We start from the raw sequence: 19,220 nt of genomic DNA, 5'->3' as shown, positions 1-19,220 counted from the left end.
CTTTCCTCCTCCTGCACTGCCATGGCCTCTGAACTGAGTTATTCCCCCGAAGCCCCCAGCCGCGCGGACGTCGACACCTGGTCCGGGGTCACCGTGCTGCAGTTCGGCACCGACTGGTGCGGCCACTGCCGGGCGGCGCAGACGCCTGTGACCGAGGCCCTGGCGCGCCACCCAGGCGTGCGCCACTGCCTGATCGAGGACGGCGCAGGGCGCCCGCTGGGCCGCTCGTTTGGGGTCAAGCTCTGGCCCACACTGATCGCGCTGGTGAATGGCCAGGAAACCGGTCGCCTGGTGCGACCGACCGACACCGAGACGGTGTCGCAGTGGCTGGCCCAGGCGCTGCCGCCGGCCTGAAACGCCGCCCCGAGGGCCGGTGCAGGCCGGTCATTGCAGCGCCCTTGACTTGGTTCAAGAAAGCGGTGCCTCGCGCCCGTGGGCACTGCTGCGACAATGGCAGGATGAGCCCTTCTGCCGCCCCCACCACCGCCCCCAGCAGCCGCTTTGCGCCGCTGCAAAACGACACCTTCCTGCGCGCCTGCTGGCGTCAGGCCACCGACCACACGCCGCTGTGGCTGATGCGCCAAGCCGGCCGCTACCTGCCCGAGTACGTGGCCACGCGGGCCAAGGCGGGCAGCTTCATGGGCCTGGCCACCAACACCGACTACGCCACCGAAGTCACGCTGCAGCCGCTGGAGCGCTATGCGCTGGACGCCGCCATCCTGTTCTCCGACATCCTGACCGTGCCCGACGCGATGGGCCTGGGCCTGTCGTTTGCCCAGGGTGAAGGCCCGCGCTTCGCCACCCCGGTGCGGGACGAAGCCGCCGTGGCGGCGCTCGAAGTGCCCGACATGGACCGCCTGCGCTATGTGTTCGACGCGGTCACCAGCATCCGCCGCGCGCTGAACGGCCGCGTGCCGCTGATCGGCTTCTCGGGCAGCCCCTGGACGCTGGCCTGCTACATGGTCGAAGGCAAGGGCAGCGACGACTACCGCCTGGTCAAGTCCATGCTGTACAGCCGCCCCGACCTGATGCACCGCATGCTCGAGGTGAACGCCGACTCGGTGGCGGCCTACCTGAACGCCCAGATCGAAGCCGGCGCCCAGGCCGTGATGATTTTCGACAGCTGGGGCGGCGTGCTGGCCGACGGCGCCTTCCAGCAGTTCAGCCTGGCCTACACCGACCGCGTGCTCAAGCAACTCAAGCGCGAGCACGACGGCGTGGCCATCCCGCGCATCGTCTTCACCAAGGGCGGCGGCCTGTGGCTGGACAACATGGCGGCCCTGGACTGCGAGGTGCTGGGCCTCGACTGGACCGTGAACCTGGGCCAGGCCCGGGCCCGCGTGGGCGGCGCCGTGGGCGGCCCGGGCAAGGCCTTGCAGGGCAACATCGACCCCAACGTGCTGTTTGCCCCGCCGGCCCAGATCGCCACCGAGGTGGCGCGCGTGCTGGACAGCTTCGGGACCCCGCACCTGGACCCGAACACCAGCGGCCCGACCCACATCTTCAACCTGGGCCACGGCATCAGCCAGTACACGCCGCCCGAGCACGTGGCCGCCCTCGTGGAAGCCGTGCACACCCACTCGCGCCGCTTGCGCGGGCGCTGAGCCCGGGGCGCCCCGGGGCGCCGCACGCCCGGCCGCCCCCACAGCCGCTTCCGCCCTCGAGCTGGAGCGGCTTTTTGACGTCTGCCCGCCTCAAAACACCGCGCCAAAGCCCAAAACCGGCGCCACGTCAAGAGACTTGTGCACAAAAATGCAAGCCCGCTCGGCGGCGGCGATCGCGGGCTTTCGCAGCCTTATCAGATTCATAAGTCATTGATTCATATGGATTTTTTCTTTTGCCAATTTTGCGGGCAATCTAAGAAAAGCCTTGTGGGACAAGGCTTTCGCGGGCTTGAGGGGCCGTTGTCAACAAAGTTATCCACAGCTTCTGTGAATTTTTGAAAAACCGCACCAGAATCAAGGACTTAGCCCGATTTGAACGGTCTGAAAGCCGGTTTGAACGCGCGCCGACCGCCCCCATCGGCCGCACCGAGGCCCCGCGCCCCCGGACCGCGCAGACGAGCGCTCACTTATGCACAGACTGGTCGTCCTAGCTTTGACAGCCATTTCCGATGGATTTCTCACACCGGGGTTTTTGAAGAACCGCTAAGTGATTGATTTATATGGAATTTCAAGTTTGCTCAATAAAGAGGCAATCTGTCAGAGGCCAAGGGAGACAAGGATTTGGCCTGCAAGCAGGTGGCCTATCCCCAAAGTTATCCACAGAAACGCGGGATGGTGTGAATTTCCCTGTGAAATCAAGCACTTGGCGAATCCAGCCACCCCAGCACCTGAAGCGCATAAGTCTGTGGACAGCATGTGCAGTGTCCGGGACAAGCCCGAGGCGGCGGCCACGGCCTGATCGGATGCGGCGCTGCAGCACTTATGCACAAAAGTTGGGCGTGCCTTTGGGCCCTTGCGGCGACCGGCCAGCCGCGTGGCGCCTCTCATCAATCAACGCTAAGTCATTGATTTATATAGATTTCATGTTCAAGCCTGTTTTTTAAGCAAGTGCGCCAAGCCCTTGTCAGACAAGGATTTTTGCGATCTGCCTACGCGCTATCAACAAAGTTATCCACAGAAAACCTGAATCACCCCAAAGCCTTGGCCCATCAAGCCCTCAGCGGCCCAAGCGCCACGCGAGCGCCCGTCCGAGCGCCCGGGCCCGGCTGGGCTGACGCACAATCCCTGCCCATGCACCACCGGCTCGCTGTGGTGGTCCAGACGCCCGCGCACAGCGGCCTGTCGGGGCCGCTGACCTACCAAAGCCCCGAGGCCTTGCCGCCCGGCACCTTGGTGCGCGTGCCGCTGGGCAAGCGCGAAACCCTGGGCGTGGTCTGGCCGGTGGACGAATCGGCGCTGGACGCCGGGGGCGTGACCGAACGCCCGGTCGGCGGCGTGCTGACCGGCCTCGCCCCGCTGGGGCCGGCGTGGATGCGGCTGGTCAGCTTTGCGGCGCGTTACTACCAACGCTCGCTGGGCGAGGTGGCGCTGGCCGCCCTGCCCCCCCAGCTGCGCGAACTGGGCCCCGAGCAACTGGCGCGCCGGCTCAAGCGCCCCATTGCGCAGGCACCCGACGCCCCCGGCGAGTCGCCGGTGGGCTTGGCCCTGACCCCCGAGCAGGCCGAGGTGTGCGCGCAGATCGAACAGCACAGCGGCCCCTTTTTGCTGTTTGGCGCCACGGGCAGCGGCAAGACCGAGGTCTACCTGCACACCGTGCAGGCGCTGCTGACGCGCGACCCCAGCGCCCAGGTGCTGATCATGGTGCCCGAGATCAACCTCACGCCGCAGCTGGAGCAGCGCTTCCAGGCCCGCTTTGCGCCGCGCTGGGGCGCCCAGGCGGTGGTCTCGATGCACAGCGGCATGACGCCGGCCCAGCGCTTGAAAAGCTGGCTGGCGGCCCACAGCGGTCAGGCCCGCATGGTGCTGGGCACGCGGATGGCGGTGTTCGCCTCGATGCCCGGGCTGCGGCTGATCATCGTGGACGAAGAACACGACCCCAGCTACAAGCAACAGGAAGGCGCACGCTACTCGGCGCGCGACCTGGCGGTCTACCGCGCCCAGCAAGAGGGGGCCAAGGTGGTGCTGGGCTCGGCCACGCCGTCGCTGGAGAGCTGGCACCACAGCCGCCCCGCGGCCGATGGCGGGCGCTACCAGCGGCTGCTGATGCCCACCCGCGTCGGGGCGGCCGCCGACGCCGGTCTGCCCCGCGTGCGGCGGGTGGACATGAACCGGCAGGGCAAGGGCACCGTGTTCTCGCCCCCACTGGTGGCCGCCATGCGCGAACGGGTGGCCCGCGGCGAGCAGGTGATGGTGTTCCTGAACCGGCGCGGCTATGCGCCCGTGCTGCACTGCAACGACTGCGGCTGGAAGAGCGAGTGCCCGCACTGCAGCGCCTACCGGGTGTTCCACAAGACCGACCGCACCCTGCGCTGCCACCACTGCGGCTTCACCCAGGCGGTGCCGCGCGCCTGCCCCGACTGCGGCAACCTGGACATCGCGCCGCTCGGCCGCGGCACCGAACAACTGGAAGAGCAGCTGGCCGAGCTGATGAGCGAGACCCTGCGCCCCGATGGCCAGCCCGCCCGCATCGCGCGCATTGACGCCGACAGCACCAAGGCCAAGGGCGCCCTGGAAAGCCAGCTGGCCCAGGTGCACGACGGCGAGGTCGATGTGCTGGTGGGCACCCAGATGATTGCCAAGGGACATGATTTCCGCCGCGTCACGCTGGTGGCGGCCATCAACCCCGATGGGGCCTTGTTCTCCAGCGACTTCCGGGCCCCGGAACGCTTGTTCGCGCTGCTCATGCAGGCGGCCGGGCGCGCGGGTCGGGACGCCGCCTTCGTGAGCGCGCAGAAGAGCGAGGGCGAAATGTGGGTGCAGACCTTCTACCCCACGCACCCGCTGTTCGAGGCCCTCAAAACCCACGACTACCCGGCGTTTGCGCAGGCCCAGCTCAGCGAACGCGAGCAGGCCGGCATGCCGCCGTTTTCCTTCCAGGCCCTGGTGCGCGCCGAGGCCCGCAGCCAGGCGGTGGCGCAGGGCTTTCTGAACAGCGCCAGCGCGGCCGGCGCCACGCTGGACGGGGCGGACCAGGTGTTCCGCTTCTCGGCGGTGCCGATGACCATCCAGCGCGTGGCCAACATCGAACGGGCGCAGATGCTGATCGAGTCCCCCTCGCGGGCGGCGCTGCAGCGCTTTCTGGCGCAGTGGCAGGCGGTGCTGCACGCAACCCGCGCCGCCCCCGAGCACAAGGGCCTGATCCGCTGGGCCGTGGACGTGGACCCGCTCGCCATCTGAGCCCGCCGCACAGCACGGGGCTTGGGCTTGCGGGCCCTGGGCTGGGCGCGGGGCCTGGCGGCCAAGCGCCCCGGGCGGCGCGTCAGGTCAGCAGCGCGACCGCAGCCGAGAAGGTCAGGAAGGCCGCCGCGGTGGAGATCAGGATGATGCGCGCGACCCGCCCGGTGTCGGCATCAAAGCGCTCGGCCAGCATGGACACATTGCTGGCACTGGGCAGCGCCGCCACCAGCACCACCACGGTCAGCGCGAAGGGGTCCAGGGGCCAGCCCGCGAGGAGGGCCAGCTGGCCAGCGCACCAGACCAGGACGGGGTGCAGCAGCAATTTGTACAAGGCAATGCGGGGCACGTCGCCCAGGCCGCGCACGGGCAGCGCATGGCGCGAAGGCAGCATCTGCGAGCGCGCCAGCACCGCGCCAATCGTGAACAGCGCCACCGGAGACGCGGCATCGGCCAGCAGCGAGACGGTTTTCTGCACCGGCGCGGGCAGGCTGAAACTGGCCGCCGACGCGGCCCCACCGAGCAAGATGGACCACGGCATGGGGTTGGTCACCATGCCCTTGAAGGCGTTGCGCAGCGCCTGGCCGGCGCCATGCTTGTCGGCCCCGTCGAGGCGCGACAAGGCGATGCACAGCGACGACGTGATCACCAGGTCGGCAATGATCGACACGATGGCCGGGCCGGCGGCGGCGGTGCCGAGCAGGGCCACCAGGAGCGGCACGCCCATGAAGCCGGTGTTGGGAAACGCGGCCACCAGCGCGCCAAAGGCCGCGTCGTTCCAGCCCACCGGGCCACCGCGCTGGCGGTTGCGTGTGCTCAGCACCGTCCAGGCCACCATCAGCAAAGCGCACAGCAGGTAGACCAGGAACAGGCTGGCGTCGAGCAGCTGCGTCAGCGGGGTGCTGGCGCCGAAGCGGTACAGCATGCACGGCAGCGCAAAGAACAGCACAAAGGTGTTGAGGCCGGGGATCGCCTCCAGGGGCAACATCCGGCGCCGCGCCGCCAGGTAACCACACAAAACCAGGGCAAAGAAGGGGAAGGTGACCAGCAGAATGGACAGCACGCGCTAACGCTTTCAGCCGGTAACCCGGCGCCGGGGTGAACAGGGCAGACAGGGCCCTTATTCTGCCGCCTGCGCGCCAGACCTGCTGACGCCCCCCCCGGCTCGCCGGGCGTCAGGGCTTGGCCGCGGGGCTGGGCTCGCTGAGGCTGGCTGGCAGCCCAGCGGCGGTGCCGCTGGCCGCGCCCGAGACCGAGGCCGGGGGCGCGGTGTCCCCCAGCTGCAGGGCGGCGGCTTCGGCCGCGCAGTCGCGGGTGCTGCTCTTGATGGTCTGGCGCAGGGTGGCGACCTCCTGCTTGGCCAGCGCCAGCTGGGTCAGGAACACCGGCTCACTGTGCAGGCGGGCCACCACGCCCGCGGCCACCAGGCGCGCGTTGTCCACGTCGCTTTGCCAGTGCGCACCGCAGATCACGCGGCTCTGGCCAAAGGCCAGGCCCCGCTGCAACAGCGCGTTGGTGCGCTCGGGCGACACCTCGGACAACAGCAGGGCCCAGGTCCAGCCGATGGCCGTGTGCCCCGAAGGGTAGGAGCCGTCCTTGGCCAGCAAGGCATCGTCGGCGGGCAAGCAGGTGCTGGTTTGGTTGACCACGAACGGGCGCACGCGCTTGTAGTAGTTCTTCGCCTTGTAGGTGGACAGGCCGGCATCGGCAAAGGAGCGCGCCATCAAGGCGTTGAGGTTGGGCGAGCGATCGGCGTCGATGTCCAGGCCCAGCGCACAGGCCATTTGGTTGGGGGCATGGGGAAAGTGCAGGTCCGCGTCGGCCTTGGCCACCTGGCCCCGCGGGCCCTGCGCCAGCGTGCGGGTGCTCAGGAACGCGTATTCGTCCGCCTCGTAGGGCGGCAGGCCCTTGGTGGGCGGCGCGGGCAAGAGGGCCAGGCTGTCGGGCCAGGCGGTGCTGGCGAGGTAGCCCTTCCAGACCCCGGAACCGGGCGGGTACTCCCCGACCTGGGCCAGGGTGGTGGGCGGGGCCGTGGCGGGGTCCACCGACGAGGCCCCCGAACTGTTGCAGGCACTCAAGCCCATCAGCAGGGACAAGGTCCCCAGGGCAAAGCCGGCGCGGCAGGCGCCAGAGCGAAGGGAAGGGATGGCAGGCAGCATGGCAGAGGTCCAATCAGGGCAGGCATCAAAGGACACCCGCCGAGCCCCGGCCCCCTGATCCGACCTCCGGCCAGGCTGGGCCGGCGCTTGGCGGGCGGCTGCCGCTATCATTGCGGGCCTCGCTGCCTCCGCTTTCCCCATCGGCCCTTTCACTGGAGCCGCTCATCCCGCTCACCCCCTGATCCCATGTCTGCCGGTCTGAACATCGCCCAACTTGAAGCTGTCAACTACGTGCAGGGTCCCTGCCTGGTGCTGGCTGGCGCGGGCTCGGGCAAGACGCGCGTGATCACCATGAAGATCGCGCACCTGATCGAGTCGGGGCTGGACCCCAAGCGCATCGCGGCCATCACCTTCACCAACAAAGCGGCGGCCGAAATGCGCGAGCGCGCCAAGGGCCTGATCGGGCGCAAGGCCAAGGACATCGTGATCTGCACCTTCCACGCCCTGGGGGTGCGGCTGATGCGCGAAGACGGCGCGGTGCTGGGCCTCAAGCCCCAGTTCAGCATCCTGGACGCCGACGACGTGACCGGCATCCTCAAGGACTGCGGCGGCAGCCCCGACATGGCCACGGCACGCCAGTGGCAATGGACCATCAGCGCCTGGAAGAACCAGGGCCTGAACGCATCCCAGGCCATGGCCCAGGCCGAGAACGACCACGAGCGCGTGATCGCCGAGATCATGGCGCGCTACGAAGAACGCCTGACGGCCTACCAAAGCGTGGACTTTGACGACCTGATCGGCATGCCGCTGAAGCTGCTGCGCGACCACGCCGAAGTGCGCGAAAAGTGGCAGAACCTGCTGGGCCATGTGCTGGTCGACGAGTACCAGGACACCAACGCCACCCAGTACGAGGTGCTCAAGGCCCTGGTCGGCCAGCGCGGGCGCTTCACCGCCGTGGGCGACGATGACCAGTCCATTTACGGCTGGCGCGGCGCCACGCTGGACAACCTGCGCAAACTGCCGGTGGACTTCCCGAACCTGAAGGTGATCAAGCTGGAGCAGAACTACCGCTCCACCTCGGCCATCCTGCGCGCGGCCAACAACGTGATCCAGCCGAACCCGAAGCTGTTTCCCAAGACCCTGTTCTCGGAACTCGGCGAAGGCGAACCGGTGCGCGTGGTCGACGCCGACAACGAAGAACACGAGGCCGAGCGCGCCGTGGCCCGCATCCAGAGCCTGCGCGCCACCTCGAAATGGAAAGACCTGAAGGACTTCGCCATCCTCTACCGCGCCAACCACCAGGCGCGCATGTTCGAGCAGGCGCTGCGCCGCGCACAGATCCCGTACAAGGTGTCGGGTGGGCAGAGCTTTTTTGACCGTGCCGAAATCAAGGACCTGTGTGCCTGGTTCCGGCTGTGGATCAACAACGACGACGACCCCGCGTTCCTGCGCGCCATCACCACCCCCAAGCGCGGCATCGGTCACACCACGCTGGGCCAGTTGGGGGTGTACGCGAGCCAGTACAAGCTGAGCCTGTTCGAGTCGCTGTTCAGTGCCTCGCTGCAGAACGTGCTGCCGGCCCGCGCCAGCGGCAGCCTGCAGGAGTTTGGCCGCTATGTGAACGACCTCGAATACCGTGCCCGGCAGACCCTGGGCGCGGAAGACGCGCGCACTTTCTTGCTCGACTTCCTCAAAGAGATTGGCTACGAGCAGCACCTGTACGACAACGAAGACAGCGAAAAAGCCGCGGCCACCCGCTGGACCAATGTGCTCGAGTTCTGCGACTGGATGTCGGGTCGCTGCGGCGGCCAGATCGACGATGCGGCCGGGGTCAGCACCACCCGCGAGGTGAAGAACCTGCTCGAGGTGGCCCAGACCATCGCCCTGCTGTCCACCATCAGCGAGCGCGAGCAGGAGCAGGACGTGGTCACCCTGTCCACCCTGCACGCCTCCAAGGGCCTGGAATGGCCGCATGTGATGCTGGTCGGGGTGAACGAGAACATCCTGCCCTTCAAGATGGAGCAGGAACCGGGCAGCGAAGTCAGTGGCGAAAGCCTGGCCCTGCGCCTGCAGGAAGAACGCCGCCTGATGTACGTGGGCATCACGCGCGCCCAGCGCACCCTGGCGGTGAGCTGGACCCGCCGACGCAAGAAAGGCCGCGAAATGGTGGCCGCCCTGCCCAGCCGCTTCATTGCCGAAATGGCGCTGGACCAAAATACCGTCAAGGAAGACCCGCGCGAGAAGCTCAAGGCCCTGCGGGCCGAGTTCGCCAAGCGCGCGGCCAGTGCCGCCCAGTCGCCCGGCGGCTGATGCGGCGCACGCCCCGCTGGCCCACAGGCCCACTGGCACGTGCGCCACACCTTGCCGGGCGGAACTGTCAGCGGAGCAGCGGGTCTGACCCGGCGGACCTGTCGGGGTCGGCCCCCGTGGCCCGCCGAGCCAGCCCAGGCCCCGGCCACACCGCCCGAGTTTCACGCCCCTGTTGCTGCTTTTGTCCGACCCGATCAGCCCCTGAATGCGAACCCCGATGACCGCCCTCCACACCATCCTGCCCCCCCCCCGGCCCCTGCCCACCGCGGGCGCGTGGGGGGCTGGGCTGCTGAAACTCAGCCTGGCTGGCGTGCTGGCCCTGGGGGGCAGCCTGCCCGTGCAGGCCGATGCGCCGCCCCCCCCGGCGGCGCCCAGCGCCCCAAGCCGCTGTCCCGAGGCCAGCGAACTGCAAGCCAGTGACCTGTACGGCCTGTGGCGCGCCGAGTTCAGCCCGGGCCCGGCCCAGCCCATCACCCTGCTGCTGGAGCGTCACCCGGAACTGCCCGACAGCGTGCGTGGCGTGCTGCAGAGAGACGGTCAACGGGTGTGGTTGAGCGGTGATGTGGACAATGGCGACTTCACCTTGGAAGAATCAGACAACGGCCGCAACATCTCAGCCACCTGGCTGGGCGAGGTGACAGACCAGCGCTGCGGCCGCGAGATCAAAGGCACATGGACTTCAGAAAAACCGCCCCAAACCCGTCAGTTCGTGCTGCGCAAGCTGGCCGAATGAACCGAGTTCGTCGCTGGACCGCCGCCCTCGCACTGGGCCTGCTGAGTGGCCTGCCGTGCGCGCCCGCGCTGGCCACCGCCACCGCGCCGCTGCAGCCGCCCGTGGCGGACTGGACGCACTGCCAGACCCTGGTCAACGACCCCAGCGCCCGCCTGGCCTGCTTTGACGCCTGGGCCCAGGCCGCGCGCCTGCCCGTCGGCGCCCCCGGCGCCCTGAGCACCGCCGCGCCGCCGCCACTGTCCCCCGCGGCCCCGGCCACGGGGGCCGCCGCATCGGCCCCGCGGGAGGTCACGGTGTCGCCCGGCGCGCTGGCCAGCCAGTACCCCGACACCCGCCCGGTGGACACCACCTTGCCGGCCACCCGCTTGATCAGCGTGGGCACCGAAGCAGGCTGCCAGGACCGCCAGTACACCGAAACCTCGCGCTTCTGGGAGCTTGAAGCCGGCAGCGACTGCGGCACCTTTGGCATCCGGGGCTACCGCCCCATCAGCCTGTCGCTGATCCTGTCGGACGGCGTCAACACCCAGCCCAGCTCCCCCAGCCCGGGCCACACGCTGAGCACGCCGGTCGAGTACAAGCGCACCGAAACGCGCTTGCAGCTGTCGGTGCGCACCAAGATCGCCCAGGGCCTGCTGACCCAAGGCCACCCGACGCTGAAAGACTCGCTGTGGTTTGGCTACACCCAGCAGTCCTACTGGCAGCTGTTCACGCCGCAGTTGTCGCGCCCCTTCCGCAGCACCGACCACGAGCCCGAGCTGATCTACGTCTACCCCACCGACGCGGCCTTGCCGGGCGGCTGGCGCTGGCGCTTCACGGGGGTTGGGGTGGCCCACCAGTCGAACGGGCAAAGCCTGCCGCTGTCGCGCAGCTGGAACCGCTACTACCTCATGAGCGGGGCCGAGCTCGACACCCGCTGGCGGGTGCAAGGGCGGCTGTGGCGTCGCATCAACGAGAGCGCGGGCAGTGACGACAACCCGGGCATCAGCAACTACGTGGGTCGGGCCGAGGCCTCGGTCTACTACCACCCCAGCCCGGACAACACGCTCGGCGCCACGGTGCGGCACTCGCTGGGCTCGCAAGCCCGTGGCTCGGTGCGGCTGGAATGGCTCAAGGCCCTGGGCAACGGCCCGGACAGCGGTGGCAAGAGCGGCTTGCGCCTGCACACCCAGTTGTTCAGCGGCTATGGCGACAGCCTGCTCGACTACAACCGCCGCCGCGTGGTGTTCAGCGTGGGCCTGAGCCTGGTGGACTTCTGACGCCCGAGCCATGCGCCGGGCCTTGCGCCCTGGGGCCTGGCACCCAACCTGCTTAGCGCAACGCCGCGCGCCTGCGGCGCTCGACACCCCCGATAACCGGGGGTTTTAGGCCCGTTTTCCAGCTCTTGCCCCGGTGACGCCCGACCACAATCGGGACACGAGGACACACCCATGGACCTGCAATACCAACTCAAATCCGGCAGCTACTACCTGTACGACATGACCGAAGCGCCCAGCCCCTTCACCGGGGAACGGCGCTTTCGGCTCAAGACCGACACGGTGGCCATCGCCTTTGACCGCCACACCGGCGAATTGCACCAACACGGCAACCCGACCCGCATCCAGTCCTGGGCCACCGGCGCGCGTCGGCGCCTGCGCGCCGCGGGTGCGGTGGACATCGCCAATGACATCGTGGTGGTGTCGGGTCCGCTGCCAGTCGAAGAAATCAACAAATGCCTGGGCATCACGGGCTACTGCCGGCGCCTGTTCCACCGCCTGCACGCCCTGCCCCATGGCAAGTTCCCCAAAGCCACCCCGCCCAAGAGCCGGCCGGGGTTCCAAGCCGCCTGAGCATGCCTGACCCGAGCCTCGCACCAGCCCGGGTCCCACCCGCCCCCGCCACCGTCAACGGGCTGCTGGCGGGCACATCAGGCCAGCACATCCGCCGGCCAACCACCCGCCGAGTCCACGGCGGGGTCCGCGGTCAAGCCAGGGCCTGCGCCATCAGCGGCGCGAGCGCCGTGGTCGGGCGCCCCAGCAAAGCGCTGAGCTGACGGCCCTCGTCGAACAAGGCCCCCTGCGCGGCACCCGCATCCGAATCGGCCAGCAAATGGGCCAGGCCCTCGGGCAGGCCCGCGCCCACCAATGCCTTCTGGTAATCGGCTTCGGGCAGGTTCACATAGGGGATGGTCTTGCCCGATTGGCGGCTCAACTCCGCCGCGAACTCGGCCAGGGTGTAGGCCGAGTCACCGGCCAGCTCGTAAACACGGCCGGCCTGGTCCGGCAAGGTCAGCACTCGGGCCGCGGCCTCGGCGTAGTCGGCCCGGGCGGCCGACGCGATGCGGCCTTCGCCCGCGCTGCCAATGAAGGCTCCGTGTTGCAGCGCCGGCGGCACGCTGGCGAGGTAGTTCTCGGTGTACCAGCCATTGCGCAGCAGCACATGGGGCAGCCCGACCGACTTCAGGTAGGCCTCGGTGGCTTGGTGCTCGGCGGCCAGGCCCAGCGGCGAGGCATCGGCGCGCAGCAGGCTGGTGTAGGCCAGCAACTGCACCCCAGCGCGCTGCGCTGCGTCGATGGCGTTCTGGTGCTGCAGCGCGCGTTGCCCCACTTCGCTGGACGAGATCAACAGCACCCGGTGGGCGCCCTGAAAGGCCGCGTCCAAGGTGGCGGGCTGGTTGTAGTCGGCCTGCCGCACCTGCACGCCCAGCGCGGCCAGCTGAGCGGCTTTGGCGGGCTGGCGCACCGCGGCCACGACCTGCGATGCGGGGACTTGGCGCAGCAGCGCCTGGATGACGAGTTGGCCCAATTGGCCGTTGGCGCCGGTGACGACGATCATGGTGTGAATTCCCAATGCGTTGGTTGAAGACAAGCACTATCATTTGGTAAGCACTAACTTTTTACAAGTACGCACCAAAAGGTAAGCGATGCAAAAACCAGACGCACCCCGGGCCGTGGGCCCCATCCGCCCCCGCTCACTGGCCGAGGGCCTGGAGCGCGGCAACCTGTTCTCGGAGGCCTGTCCGTCGCGCGAGGTGCTGCGCCACGTCACCAGCCGCTGGGGCGTGTTGGTGCTGGTGGCGCTGCTGCGCAAGACGCACCGCTTCAGCGAGTTGCGCCGCAAGATCAATGGGGTGAGCGAAAAGATGCTGGCCCAGACCCTGCAATGGCTGGAAAGCGACGGCCTGGTGCTGCGGGTGTCCTACCCCGTGGTGCCGCCCCACGTCGAGTACTCGCTGACCCCGCTGGGCCAGGAGGTGGGCTTGCGGGTGGAAGACCTGGCCGACTGGATCGAGGGCAACCTGCCACGGATGATGGAAGCACGCGGGGCGGGTGTGGCAGAGGGTGAAGTCGAGCGCGCAGGGCTGGCGGGCTGAGGGACTGCGGCTTCAAAGGGGGTAGGGGCCAGGGGTTCAGACCCAGCGATGACGTCTGGGCCTGGAGGGTCCGCTGGAGGCCCGTCGGCGAGCACCAGCACCAGCACCAGCACCAGCTAGCGGCTCCGTCGACGACCGAGGGTCACCCTGACCCACTTCAGCCAAGGCCCCATGCGAAACGCCCCAGACTCTTTCGAGTGCTGGGGCGCTTGTATTTGGTGGCCTGGGGCGGAATCGAACCACCGACACGCGGATTTTCAATCCGCTGCTCTACCAACTGAGCTACCAGGCCTGCGAGACTTAAATTATAACCAGTTTTTTGGGGTCTGCGCAAGAAACGGCATTAAATCGCATTTCTTTTGCTGCGCGAGAGGTCCACGCCCAGCTGGCGCAGCTTGCGGTACAGGTGGGTGCGCTCGAGGCCGGTCTTCTCGGCCACGCGGGTCATGGAGCCGTTCTCCTGCGCCAGGTGGAACTCGAAGTAGGCTTTCTCAAAGCCATCGCGGGCCTCGCGCAAGGGCTTGTCCAGGTCAAACAGCTGCTGGGCTTGCGACAGCTGCTCGTTGCTTGGCATCACGGGCAAGGGGGTGGGCTCGATGCGCGGCTCGGGCTCGCTGGGCACCACGGGGACGGTCTTGCGCAGCTGGTGCCGGGCCAGGCCCTGCTCCACCGCCTTGAGCAGCTTTTGCAGGGTGATGGGTTTCTCGAGGAAGGAGAAGGCGCCGATGCGGGTGGCTTCGACCGCGGTGTCGATGGTGGCGTGGCCGCTCATCATGATCACGGGCATGGACAGCAAGCCGCCCGCGGCCCATTCCTTGAGCAGGCTGACACCGTCGGTGTCGGGCATCCAGATGTCCAGCAGCACCAGGTCGAATTCTTCACGCTGGCGGGCGTTGCGGGCCTGCGAAGCGTTCTCCGCCAATTCAACGTTGTGGCCCTCGTCGTTGAGGATCTCGGACAGCAGATCACGAATGCCCAGCTCGTCGTCGACCACCAGTATGTTTGCCATGATTAAAAGTTTGCGATTCCAGGAGAGAAGAGACGAAGAGCGCTTGCGCCTCAGGCCACACGGGCCTGTGCAGTGGCGAATGATAGCGACACTTGGGCCCCCGCAATTTTGTCGCCACGCAAGTGGTTGGACAGATCAATGCGTGCGGCGTGCTCGTCAGCGATTTTCTTCACCACAGCAAGACCCAGGCCGGTGCCCTTGGATTTGGTGGTGACGTAGGGCTCAAAGGCCCGTTTGAGGATGTGCTCCGGAAAGCCGGTGCCATGGTCGCGCACGATCAGGCGCACGCGCTGGCTGCTTTCGCTCCAGCGGGTGAGGATCTCCACCGCGGGCACATCGCTGTCCTCGCGGCTGCCTTCGGTGGCGTCCTGCGCGTTCTGCAGCAGGTTGTGCACCACCTGGCGCAGTTGCTGGGCATCGCCCAGCACCGGGGGGCAGCGCGGGTCGAGTTCGACGTGCACGGGCACGTCGGCGTTTTCAGGGCTGTAGAGCTGCAGGATGTCCTGCACCAGGGCGTTGAGGTCCAGGGGCTTGAGCTCGGCGGCGGGCAGTCGCGCGTAGTCGCGGAACTCGTTGACCAGGCGCTTCATGGCGTCGACCTGGTCCACGATGGTCTTGACGGACTTGGTCAGGATGGCCTGTTCGGGCGCCGCGACCTTGCCCGAGAGTTTCATCTCCAGGCGCTCGGCGGACAGTTGAATGGGGGTGAGCGGGTTCTTGATCTCGTGCGCCAGGCGACGCGCCACCTCGCCCCAGGCCTGGGCGCGCTGGGCCGACACGATCTCCGAGATGTCGTCAAACACCAGCAGACGGGCCGCGCCTGGCAGCTCGGCGCCCCGGGCCACCAGGGTGATCATGGTGGCGCTGGCCCCGGTCTGGCCGTCGGGCAACTCGAAGGACTGCTGCCAGTGGTCCAGCCCGTGTTGCAGCGCGTTGTCGCCCAGGAAGGCATCGAACTGGCCCTGTACCCGGCTGGCAAACCCCTCCAGGCCCGGGATGGCCGACAGGGACCGGCCTTCGTAGGCCGCCAGCGGCACCTTGAGGATGCGGGTGGCGCCGGGGTTGGACGACTGGATCTGGCCCTGGCTGTCGAGCACGATCACACCCGCGGTCAGGTTGTCGAGGATGGTCTGCAGGTTGGCGCGCGCGGTGCTGACCTGGCGCATGCTCTTCTCCACCGTGGCGCGGGCGTCGGCCAGCTGCTGGGTCATGTCGGCAAACGAACGCGTCAGGCCCCCGAGCTCGTCCTTGCCCTGCAGCACGGCCTTGGGGCTGAGGTTGCCGGCAGCCACCTCGCGCACGCCTTCGGCCAGCACCAGCAGCGGACGCGCCAGCTGGTTGCCCAGCAACACCGCCAGCAAGACGGCGCCAAACACGGCCAGGAACAGGCTCAGCGTGAGCGTGCCGATGTACATGCGGCGCAGGCCGCCACGGGCCAGGGCCCGCTCCTGGTATTCGCGGTTGGCTTCTTGCACTGCCATGGCATTGGCCACCAGCGTCGGCGGCAATGGCACCGAGACCTGCAGAAAACGGGCCTCCGACAACAAGCCCAGGCTGGAACTGCTGACCAGGGCCATGGCGCGGATGCGCGCATTGCTCAGGGCGGCGGCGTTGCCGGGGTCGTCCAGGCCCTCGATCTGGGCCACGGCGCGCTGCTTGCGCACATTGCGGATCACCTGCACCGAGGGGCGATCGGGGTTGAGCTGAAAGCGAGACTGGCCGACGCTGGCAATCAACTGGCCCGAGGCGCCCCACAGCACCACATCGCTGGCGGACAGCTGATCACGGATCTTCTCCAGCACCAGGCCCGCGGTGGTGTCGGGCACATCGGTCAGCTGGGTGCCGGCGACCCGGGTCTTGTTGGCCAGGTCGTTGGCCAGCGTGTCCAGGGTGGCGCGCCCCAGGCTGACCCCGGCGTCCAGCGCCCCTTCGACCTTGACATCAAACCAGCTTTCGATGGAGCGCGACACGAACTGGTAGGACACCACGTAAATCAACACCCCGGGCATGAAGCCGACCAGCGCAAAGATGGCGGCCAGCTTGACCAGCAGTCGGCTGCCAAAGCGCCCCCGACGCAGCCGCTGGTACAGGCGCAGCGCGATCCACAGGATGGCCGCAAGCAAGGCGCCCGCCACCACCAAGTTGATGACAAACAGGCGCAGGTAGTTGCGCTCGTAAAGGTCGCGGTTGTTGGTGGCCTGGGTCAGCAGGAACAGCAGCACGATGCCGGTGACCACCATCGTGACAATGCCCAGCCCGACCGTCCAGCGCGCGGTGCGCGAGCTGAACAGCGAATGCCGGTCGGCCCGCCGGGGAGGCGCCACGCTCACTTGGGGGTCTCCGGGCCCAGGCGCTGGTTGCGGCTGGTGGCCAGGTTCCAGTCGGTGCGACCGGCCAGGCCGAGCTGAAACGGCCGCGGCAGCTGCGACACGTCCAGGCGGAAGCGCAGGTTGACGGTGTGCTTGGCGTCGCCCTCGACGTCGCTGGCCTCAGCGATCTTCCAGCGCGAGATGCGCTGCACCGCCGCCAGGGCGTCTTCCAGCTCGTCAAAGCTTTGGGCCAGGCTGACGCCCAGGCCGGAATTGGTGATGGGGGTGGGCGCCACCTGCAGGCGCCAGCGCCGGGTCAGGGGCTGGTAGGCCAAGCGCATGTAGCGGGTGGCGCTGGTCATGTGGCGGTCGTACCAGTACCAGCGCTCGCGCAGCAACTCGGCCTCGGCCACGAAATACAGGGGAATGCCTTTGACGGCCGCGTCATTGACCAGCTGGGGCAGGTCAAAACGCACCAGAGCGGACAGGTAAAGCCCTTCTTCGGTGCGTTCGACCCGCATCTGGGACACCTCGATGTCCGCGGCGTCAGCCCACGCGGGGCGAAGGCCGATCAGCAGAAAGAGGGCCAGCAGCCATCCCGCGAGAAAGACAAAGCGGTCAATCTGCGCGTTTTTCGAGCAAGGCGTAGAAAAATCCGTCGAGGTCACGGTGTCCATTGTCCCGGACAGCGTCGCCCTTGCGCGCCGTGCGGGGGATTAAATGGCCAGGTGACGGGCGTAAAACCGCATCAGTGTTGTGCGCAAGAAACGTTTGAATCTGCTGCTCGCCCTCGGCCTTGAAAACCGAGCAGGTGCAGTAGAGCAGTCGCCCCCCGGGTCGGACCAGGGGCCACAGCAGGGACAGCAAGGCCGCCTGGATGACGGCCAGCTGACCAATGTCGCTCTCGCGGCGCAGCCAGCGCACATCGGGGTGGCGCCGCACAATGCCCGAAGCCGTGCAGGGGGCGTCGAGCAAAATGCCATCGAACAGCTCCCGCTGGCCGTTGACTGGCCACCATTGGTCGATGTCGCGCGCGTCGGCGGCCACCACCCGCGCCTGCAATTGCAGACGTGCCAGGTTTTGGTGGATGCGCTCGCAGCGCTTGGGGTCGATGTCCAGCGCGGTGACCTCGGCCTCGGCCAGCTCCAGCAGGTGGGCGGTCTTGCCCCCCGGGGCGGCACAGGCGTCGAGCAGACGCAACGGTCGGCCCGCCGGCGGCGGGGTCAGCTCTTGCAGCAGCAGCGGAGCGGCCAGCTGGGCTCCGGCGTCCTGCACCGACACCCAACCTTCGGCAAAGCCCGGCACGTCTTGCACTGGGCGGGCCTGCCACAGCATGAGGGCCTGGCCGCCCAGCGGCAAGGCCTCGATGCCCTGGCTGGCGAGCCGGTCCAGGTAGTCCGCCACCGTGGTTTTGCGCAGGTTGACGCGCAGCGTCATCGGTGCCTGGGTGGCGTTGGTGCGCAAGATTTCTTGCCAGTGGCGCGGGTGGTCCTGGCGCAGGCGGTCGATCCACCAGCGCGGGTGGTTCCACTGGGCCATGGGCTCGCGCGCGGTGGCGTCCACCAGGGCCTCGCGCTCACGCAGAAAACGGCGCAGGCAGGCGTTGATGAAGGCCGACTGCGGGCGCGTCGCGGGCAGGCGCTTGGCGGCCTCAACCGTCTGGTCCACCAGGGTGAACATCTCGTAGGGGGCCTCGGCCTCACGCCAGCCCAGGGCCAAGGCGGTGCACAGCAGGGCGTCGGCCACCGGCGGCGGGTTGCGCGGCGCCAGCTTGCGGCGCAAGGCCTCGGCCTGACCGAGCCAGCGCAGCACATGGAACAGCAGCGATTGCACGCCGGGGCGCAGCGCCGCGGGCACCGCGTCCAGCGCGGTGGTGGCCGATGCGCCACCGCGCACCTCGGCCAGGGCCTGGGCCACTGCCTGCAACTGCTGCCACAAAGGCACCGAGTCAGAGAAATCACCGGTCCGGGGACCGGTCTTGGCAGTCGTTGTCTTTTGTTCGCTTGTCATAGGGGGCGGGCCAACCGGTAGCCAAACAAGCCCGCCAAAAGCAGGGCTGGAAACTGGCGGATGGCCTCGTTGTATTGGGTGATGGCCGCGTTGAACACGTCGACGGCAGCCTGGTCCTGAAGCATCATTTGCTCCCACTGCGGCACCAGCCATTCTGGCACCCGCAACGCACCCGCGTCATCGGGCGCCAGGGTCTGGCGGATGGCCATCAGCAGCACAGACCATGCCGAGGCCAGCGCGGCCAGGCGTTCGGCGCTCAAAGGGGCCGCCTTGGCCGACTGCAGGCAGGCTCGGAACTGGGCCATGGCAGGCAGCATCACCTGCCAGTCCCCCGCGGGGGGTTGCGGCCCCGCGTCGCTGGGCACCGGCAAGGTCTGCACCTCGATCCAAGCCAGGTGCCGCAGCCACTGCGACTCCAGCAGGCTGAACGCCTGCACCGCGGCGGCGCGCAAGCGCACCAGGCGGTTGTAGGCGCCCACGGCCCAGAACAGCAGCAGCGCGGCTGTGATCCAGACCCCGATTGGCCATTCAAGCACATCGTCCCAGGACATGTCGGGCTCTCC

16 protein-coding genes and 1 tRNA gene are annotated in these 19,220 nt (G+C 68.1%); 8 read left to right on the top strand and 9 right to left on the bottom strand.

The features are described 5' to 3' along the window. The first annotated feature begins 21 nt into the window (after window positions 1-21). The 3 genes from PSQ40_RS09755 to priA all read left to right on the top strand — a co-directional run bounded on the left by PSQ40_RS09755 (window position 22) and on the right by priA (window position 4,841). A complete protein-coding gene (locus tag PSQ40_RS09755) occupies window positions 22-354 on the top strand; it encodes a thioredoxin family protein (protein ID WP_273951196.1) in 333 nt (110 codons plus the stop codon). A gap of 104 nt (window positions 355-458) precedes the next feature. After that, window positions 459-1,604 carry a uroporphyrinogen decarboxylase gene (gene hemE, locus PSQ40_RS09750; RefSeq protein ID WP_273951195.1) on the top strand — a complete coding sequence of 382 codons (1,146 nt, stop codon included), beginning with the start codon at window positions 459-461 and terminating at the stop codon, window positions 1,602-1,604. A gap of 1,131 nt (window positions 1,605-2,735) precedes the next feature. Next, entirely contained in the window at window positions 2,736-4,841 is a 2,106-nt protein-coding gene (priA, locus tag PSQ40_RS09745; protein ID WP_273951194.1) for a replication restart helicase PriA, read from the top strand. 82 nt (window positions 4,842-4,923) lie between these two features. Here the strand turns inward: priA and PSQ40_RS09740 are convergent, their stop codons facing one another. Together PSQ40_RS09740 and PSQ40_RS09735 are read right to left on the bottom strand one after the other, a co-directional pair. Continuing rightward, a complete protein-coding gene (locus PSQ40_RS09740; protein ID WP_273951192.1) occupies window positions 4,924-5,901 on the bottom strand; it encodes an AEC family transporter in 978 nt (325 codons plus the stop codon). Window positions 5,902-6,013: 112 nt separating this feature from the next. Continuing rightward, on the bottom strand, window positions 6,014-6,997 hold the full coding sequence (locus PSQ40_RS09735) for an acid phosphatase (RefSeq protein WP_273951191.1): 984 nt from the start codon (window positions 6,995-6,997) through the stop codon (window positions 6,014-6,016). 186 nt (window positions 6,998-7,183) lie between these two features. On the opposite strand from PSQ40_RS09735, the gene PSQ40_RS09730 reads away from it, so the two are divergent. The 4 genes from PSQ40_RS09730 (at window position 7,184) to PSQ40_RS09715 (ending at window position 11,806) form a co-directional block, all read left to right on the top strand. After that, window positions 7,184-9,247, top strand: a complete 2,064-nt coding sequence (locus PSQ40_RS09730) for an ATP-dependent helicase (RefSeq protein WP_273951190.1) — start codon at window positions 7,184-7,186, stop codon at window positions 9,245-9,247. 217 nt (window positions 9,248-9,464) lie between these two features. After that, window positions 9,465-9,980 (top strand): hypothetical protein, encoded by a 516-nt coding sequence (locus PSQ40_RS09725; RefSeq protein ID WP_273951189.1) that lies wholly within the window; start codon window positions 9,465-9,467, stop codon window positions 9,978-9,980. Continuing rightward, entirely contained in the window at window positions 9,977-11,236 is a 1,260-nt protein-coding gene (locus PSQ40_RS09720) for a phospholipase A (RefSeq protein ID WP_273951188.1), read from the top strand. The genes PSQ40_RS09725 and PSQ40_RS09720 overlap by 4 nt, the downstream gene beginning before the upstream one ends. 171 nt (window positions 11,237-11,407) lie before the next feature. Next, window positions 11,408-11,806, top strand: a complete 399-nt coding sequence (locus PSQ40_RS09715) for a hypothetical protein (protein WP_273951187.1) — start codon at window positions 11,408-11,410, stop codon at window positions 11,804-11,806. A 133-nt stretch (window positions 11,807-11,939) separates the two neighbouring features. On the opposite strand, the gene PSQ40_RS09710 is transcribed toward PSQ40_RS09715, so the two are convergent. Beyond that, window positions 11,940-12,791 (bottom strand): SDR family oxidoreductase, encoded by an 852-nt coding sequence (locus PSQ40_RS09710; RefSeq protein ID WP_273951186.1) that lies wholly within the window; start codon window positions 12,789-12,791, stop codon window positions 11,940-11,942. 88 nt (window positions 12,792-12,879) lie between these two features. On the opposite strand from PSQ40_RS09710, the gene PSQ40_RS09705 reads away from it, so the two are divergent. After that, window positions 12,880-13,329 (top strand): winged helix-turn-helix transcriptional regulator, encoded by a 450-nt coding sequence (locus PSQ40_RS09705; protein ID WP_273951185.1) that lies wholly within the window; start codon window positions 12,880-12,882, stop codon window positions 13,327-13,329. Between the two features lie 216 nt (window positions 13,330-13,545). On the opposite strand, the gene PSQ40_RS09700 is transcribed toward PSQ40_RS09705, so the two are convergent. From PSQ40_RS09700 to PSQ40_RS09675, 6 genes are all read right to left on the bottom strand, one after another. Further along, window positions 13,546-13,621 (bottom strand) — tRNA-Phe (locus PSQ40_RS09700). 51 nt (window positions 13,622-13,672) lie between these two features. Continuing rightward, window positions 13,673-14,338: a response regulator gene (locus PSQ40_RS09695; protein ID WP_273951184.1), complete on the bottom strand. Its 666-nt coding sequence runs from the start codon at window positions 14,336-14,338 to the stop codon at window positions 13,673-13,675. A gap of 50 nt (window positions 14,339-14,388) precedes the next feature. Continuing rightward, complete coding sequence (locus PSQ40_RS09690; protein WP_273951183.1) at window positions 14,389-16,668, bottom strand: sensor histidine kinase; 2,280 nt, start codon at window positions 16,666-16,668, stop codon at window positions 14,389-14,391. Continuing rightward, window positions 16,665-17,315, bottom strand: coding sequence for a DUF4390 domain-containing protein (locus tag PSQ40_RS09685; protein WP_409338576.1), 651 nt, complete (start codon window positions 17,313-17,315; stop codon window positions 16,665-16,667). Before PSQ40_RS09685 ends, PSQ40_RS09690 begins: the two co-directional genes overlap by 4 nt. Next, entirely contained in the window at window positions 17,266-18,657 is a 1,392-nt protein-coding gene (gene rsmB / locus PSQ40_RS09680; RefSeq protein ID WP_273951181.1) for a 16S rRNA (cytosine(967)-C(5))-methyltransferase RsmB, read from the bottom strand. The genes PSQ40_RS09685 and rsmB overlap by 50 nt, the downstream gene beginning before the upstream one ends. Then, window positions 18,654-19,208, bottom strand: coding sequence for a LemA family protein (locus PSQ40_RS09675; protein ID WP_273951180.1), 555 nt, complete (start codon window positions 19,206-19,208; stop codon window positions 18,654-18,656). Before PSQ40_RS09675 ends, rsmB begins: the two co-directional genes overlap by 4 nt. Between the last annotated feature and the right edge of the window lie 12 nt (window positions 19,209-19,220).

Source organism: Curvibacter cyanobacteriorum (assembly GCF_028649475.1).
GTDB classification, from domain to species: Bacteria; Pseudomonadota; Gammaproteobacteria; order Burkholderiales; family Burkholderiaceae_C; genus Curvibacter; species Curvibacter cyanobacteriorum.
This window is presented reverse-complemented; position numbering and strand designations above follow the sequence as displayed.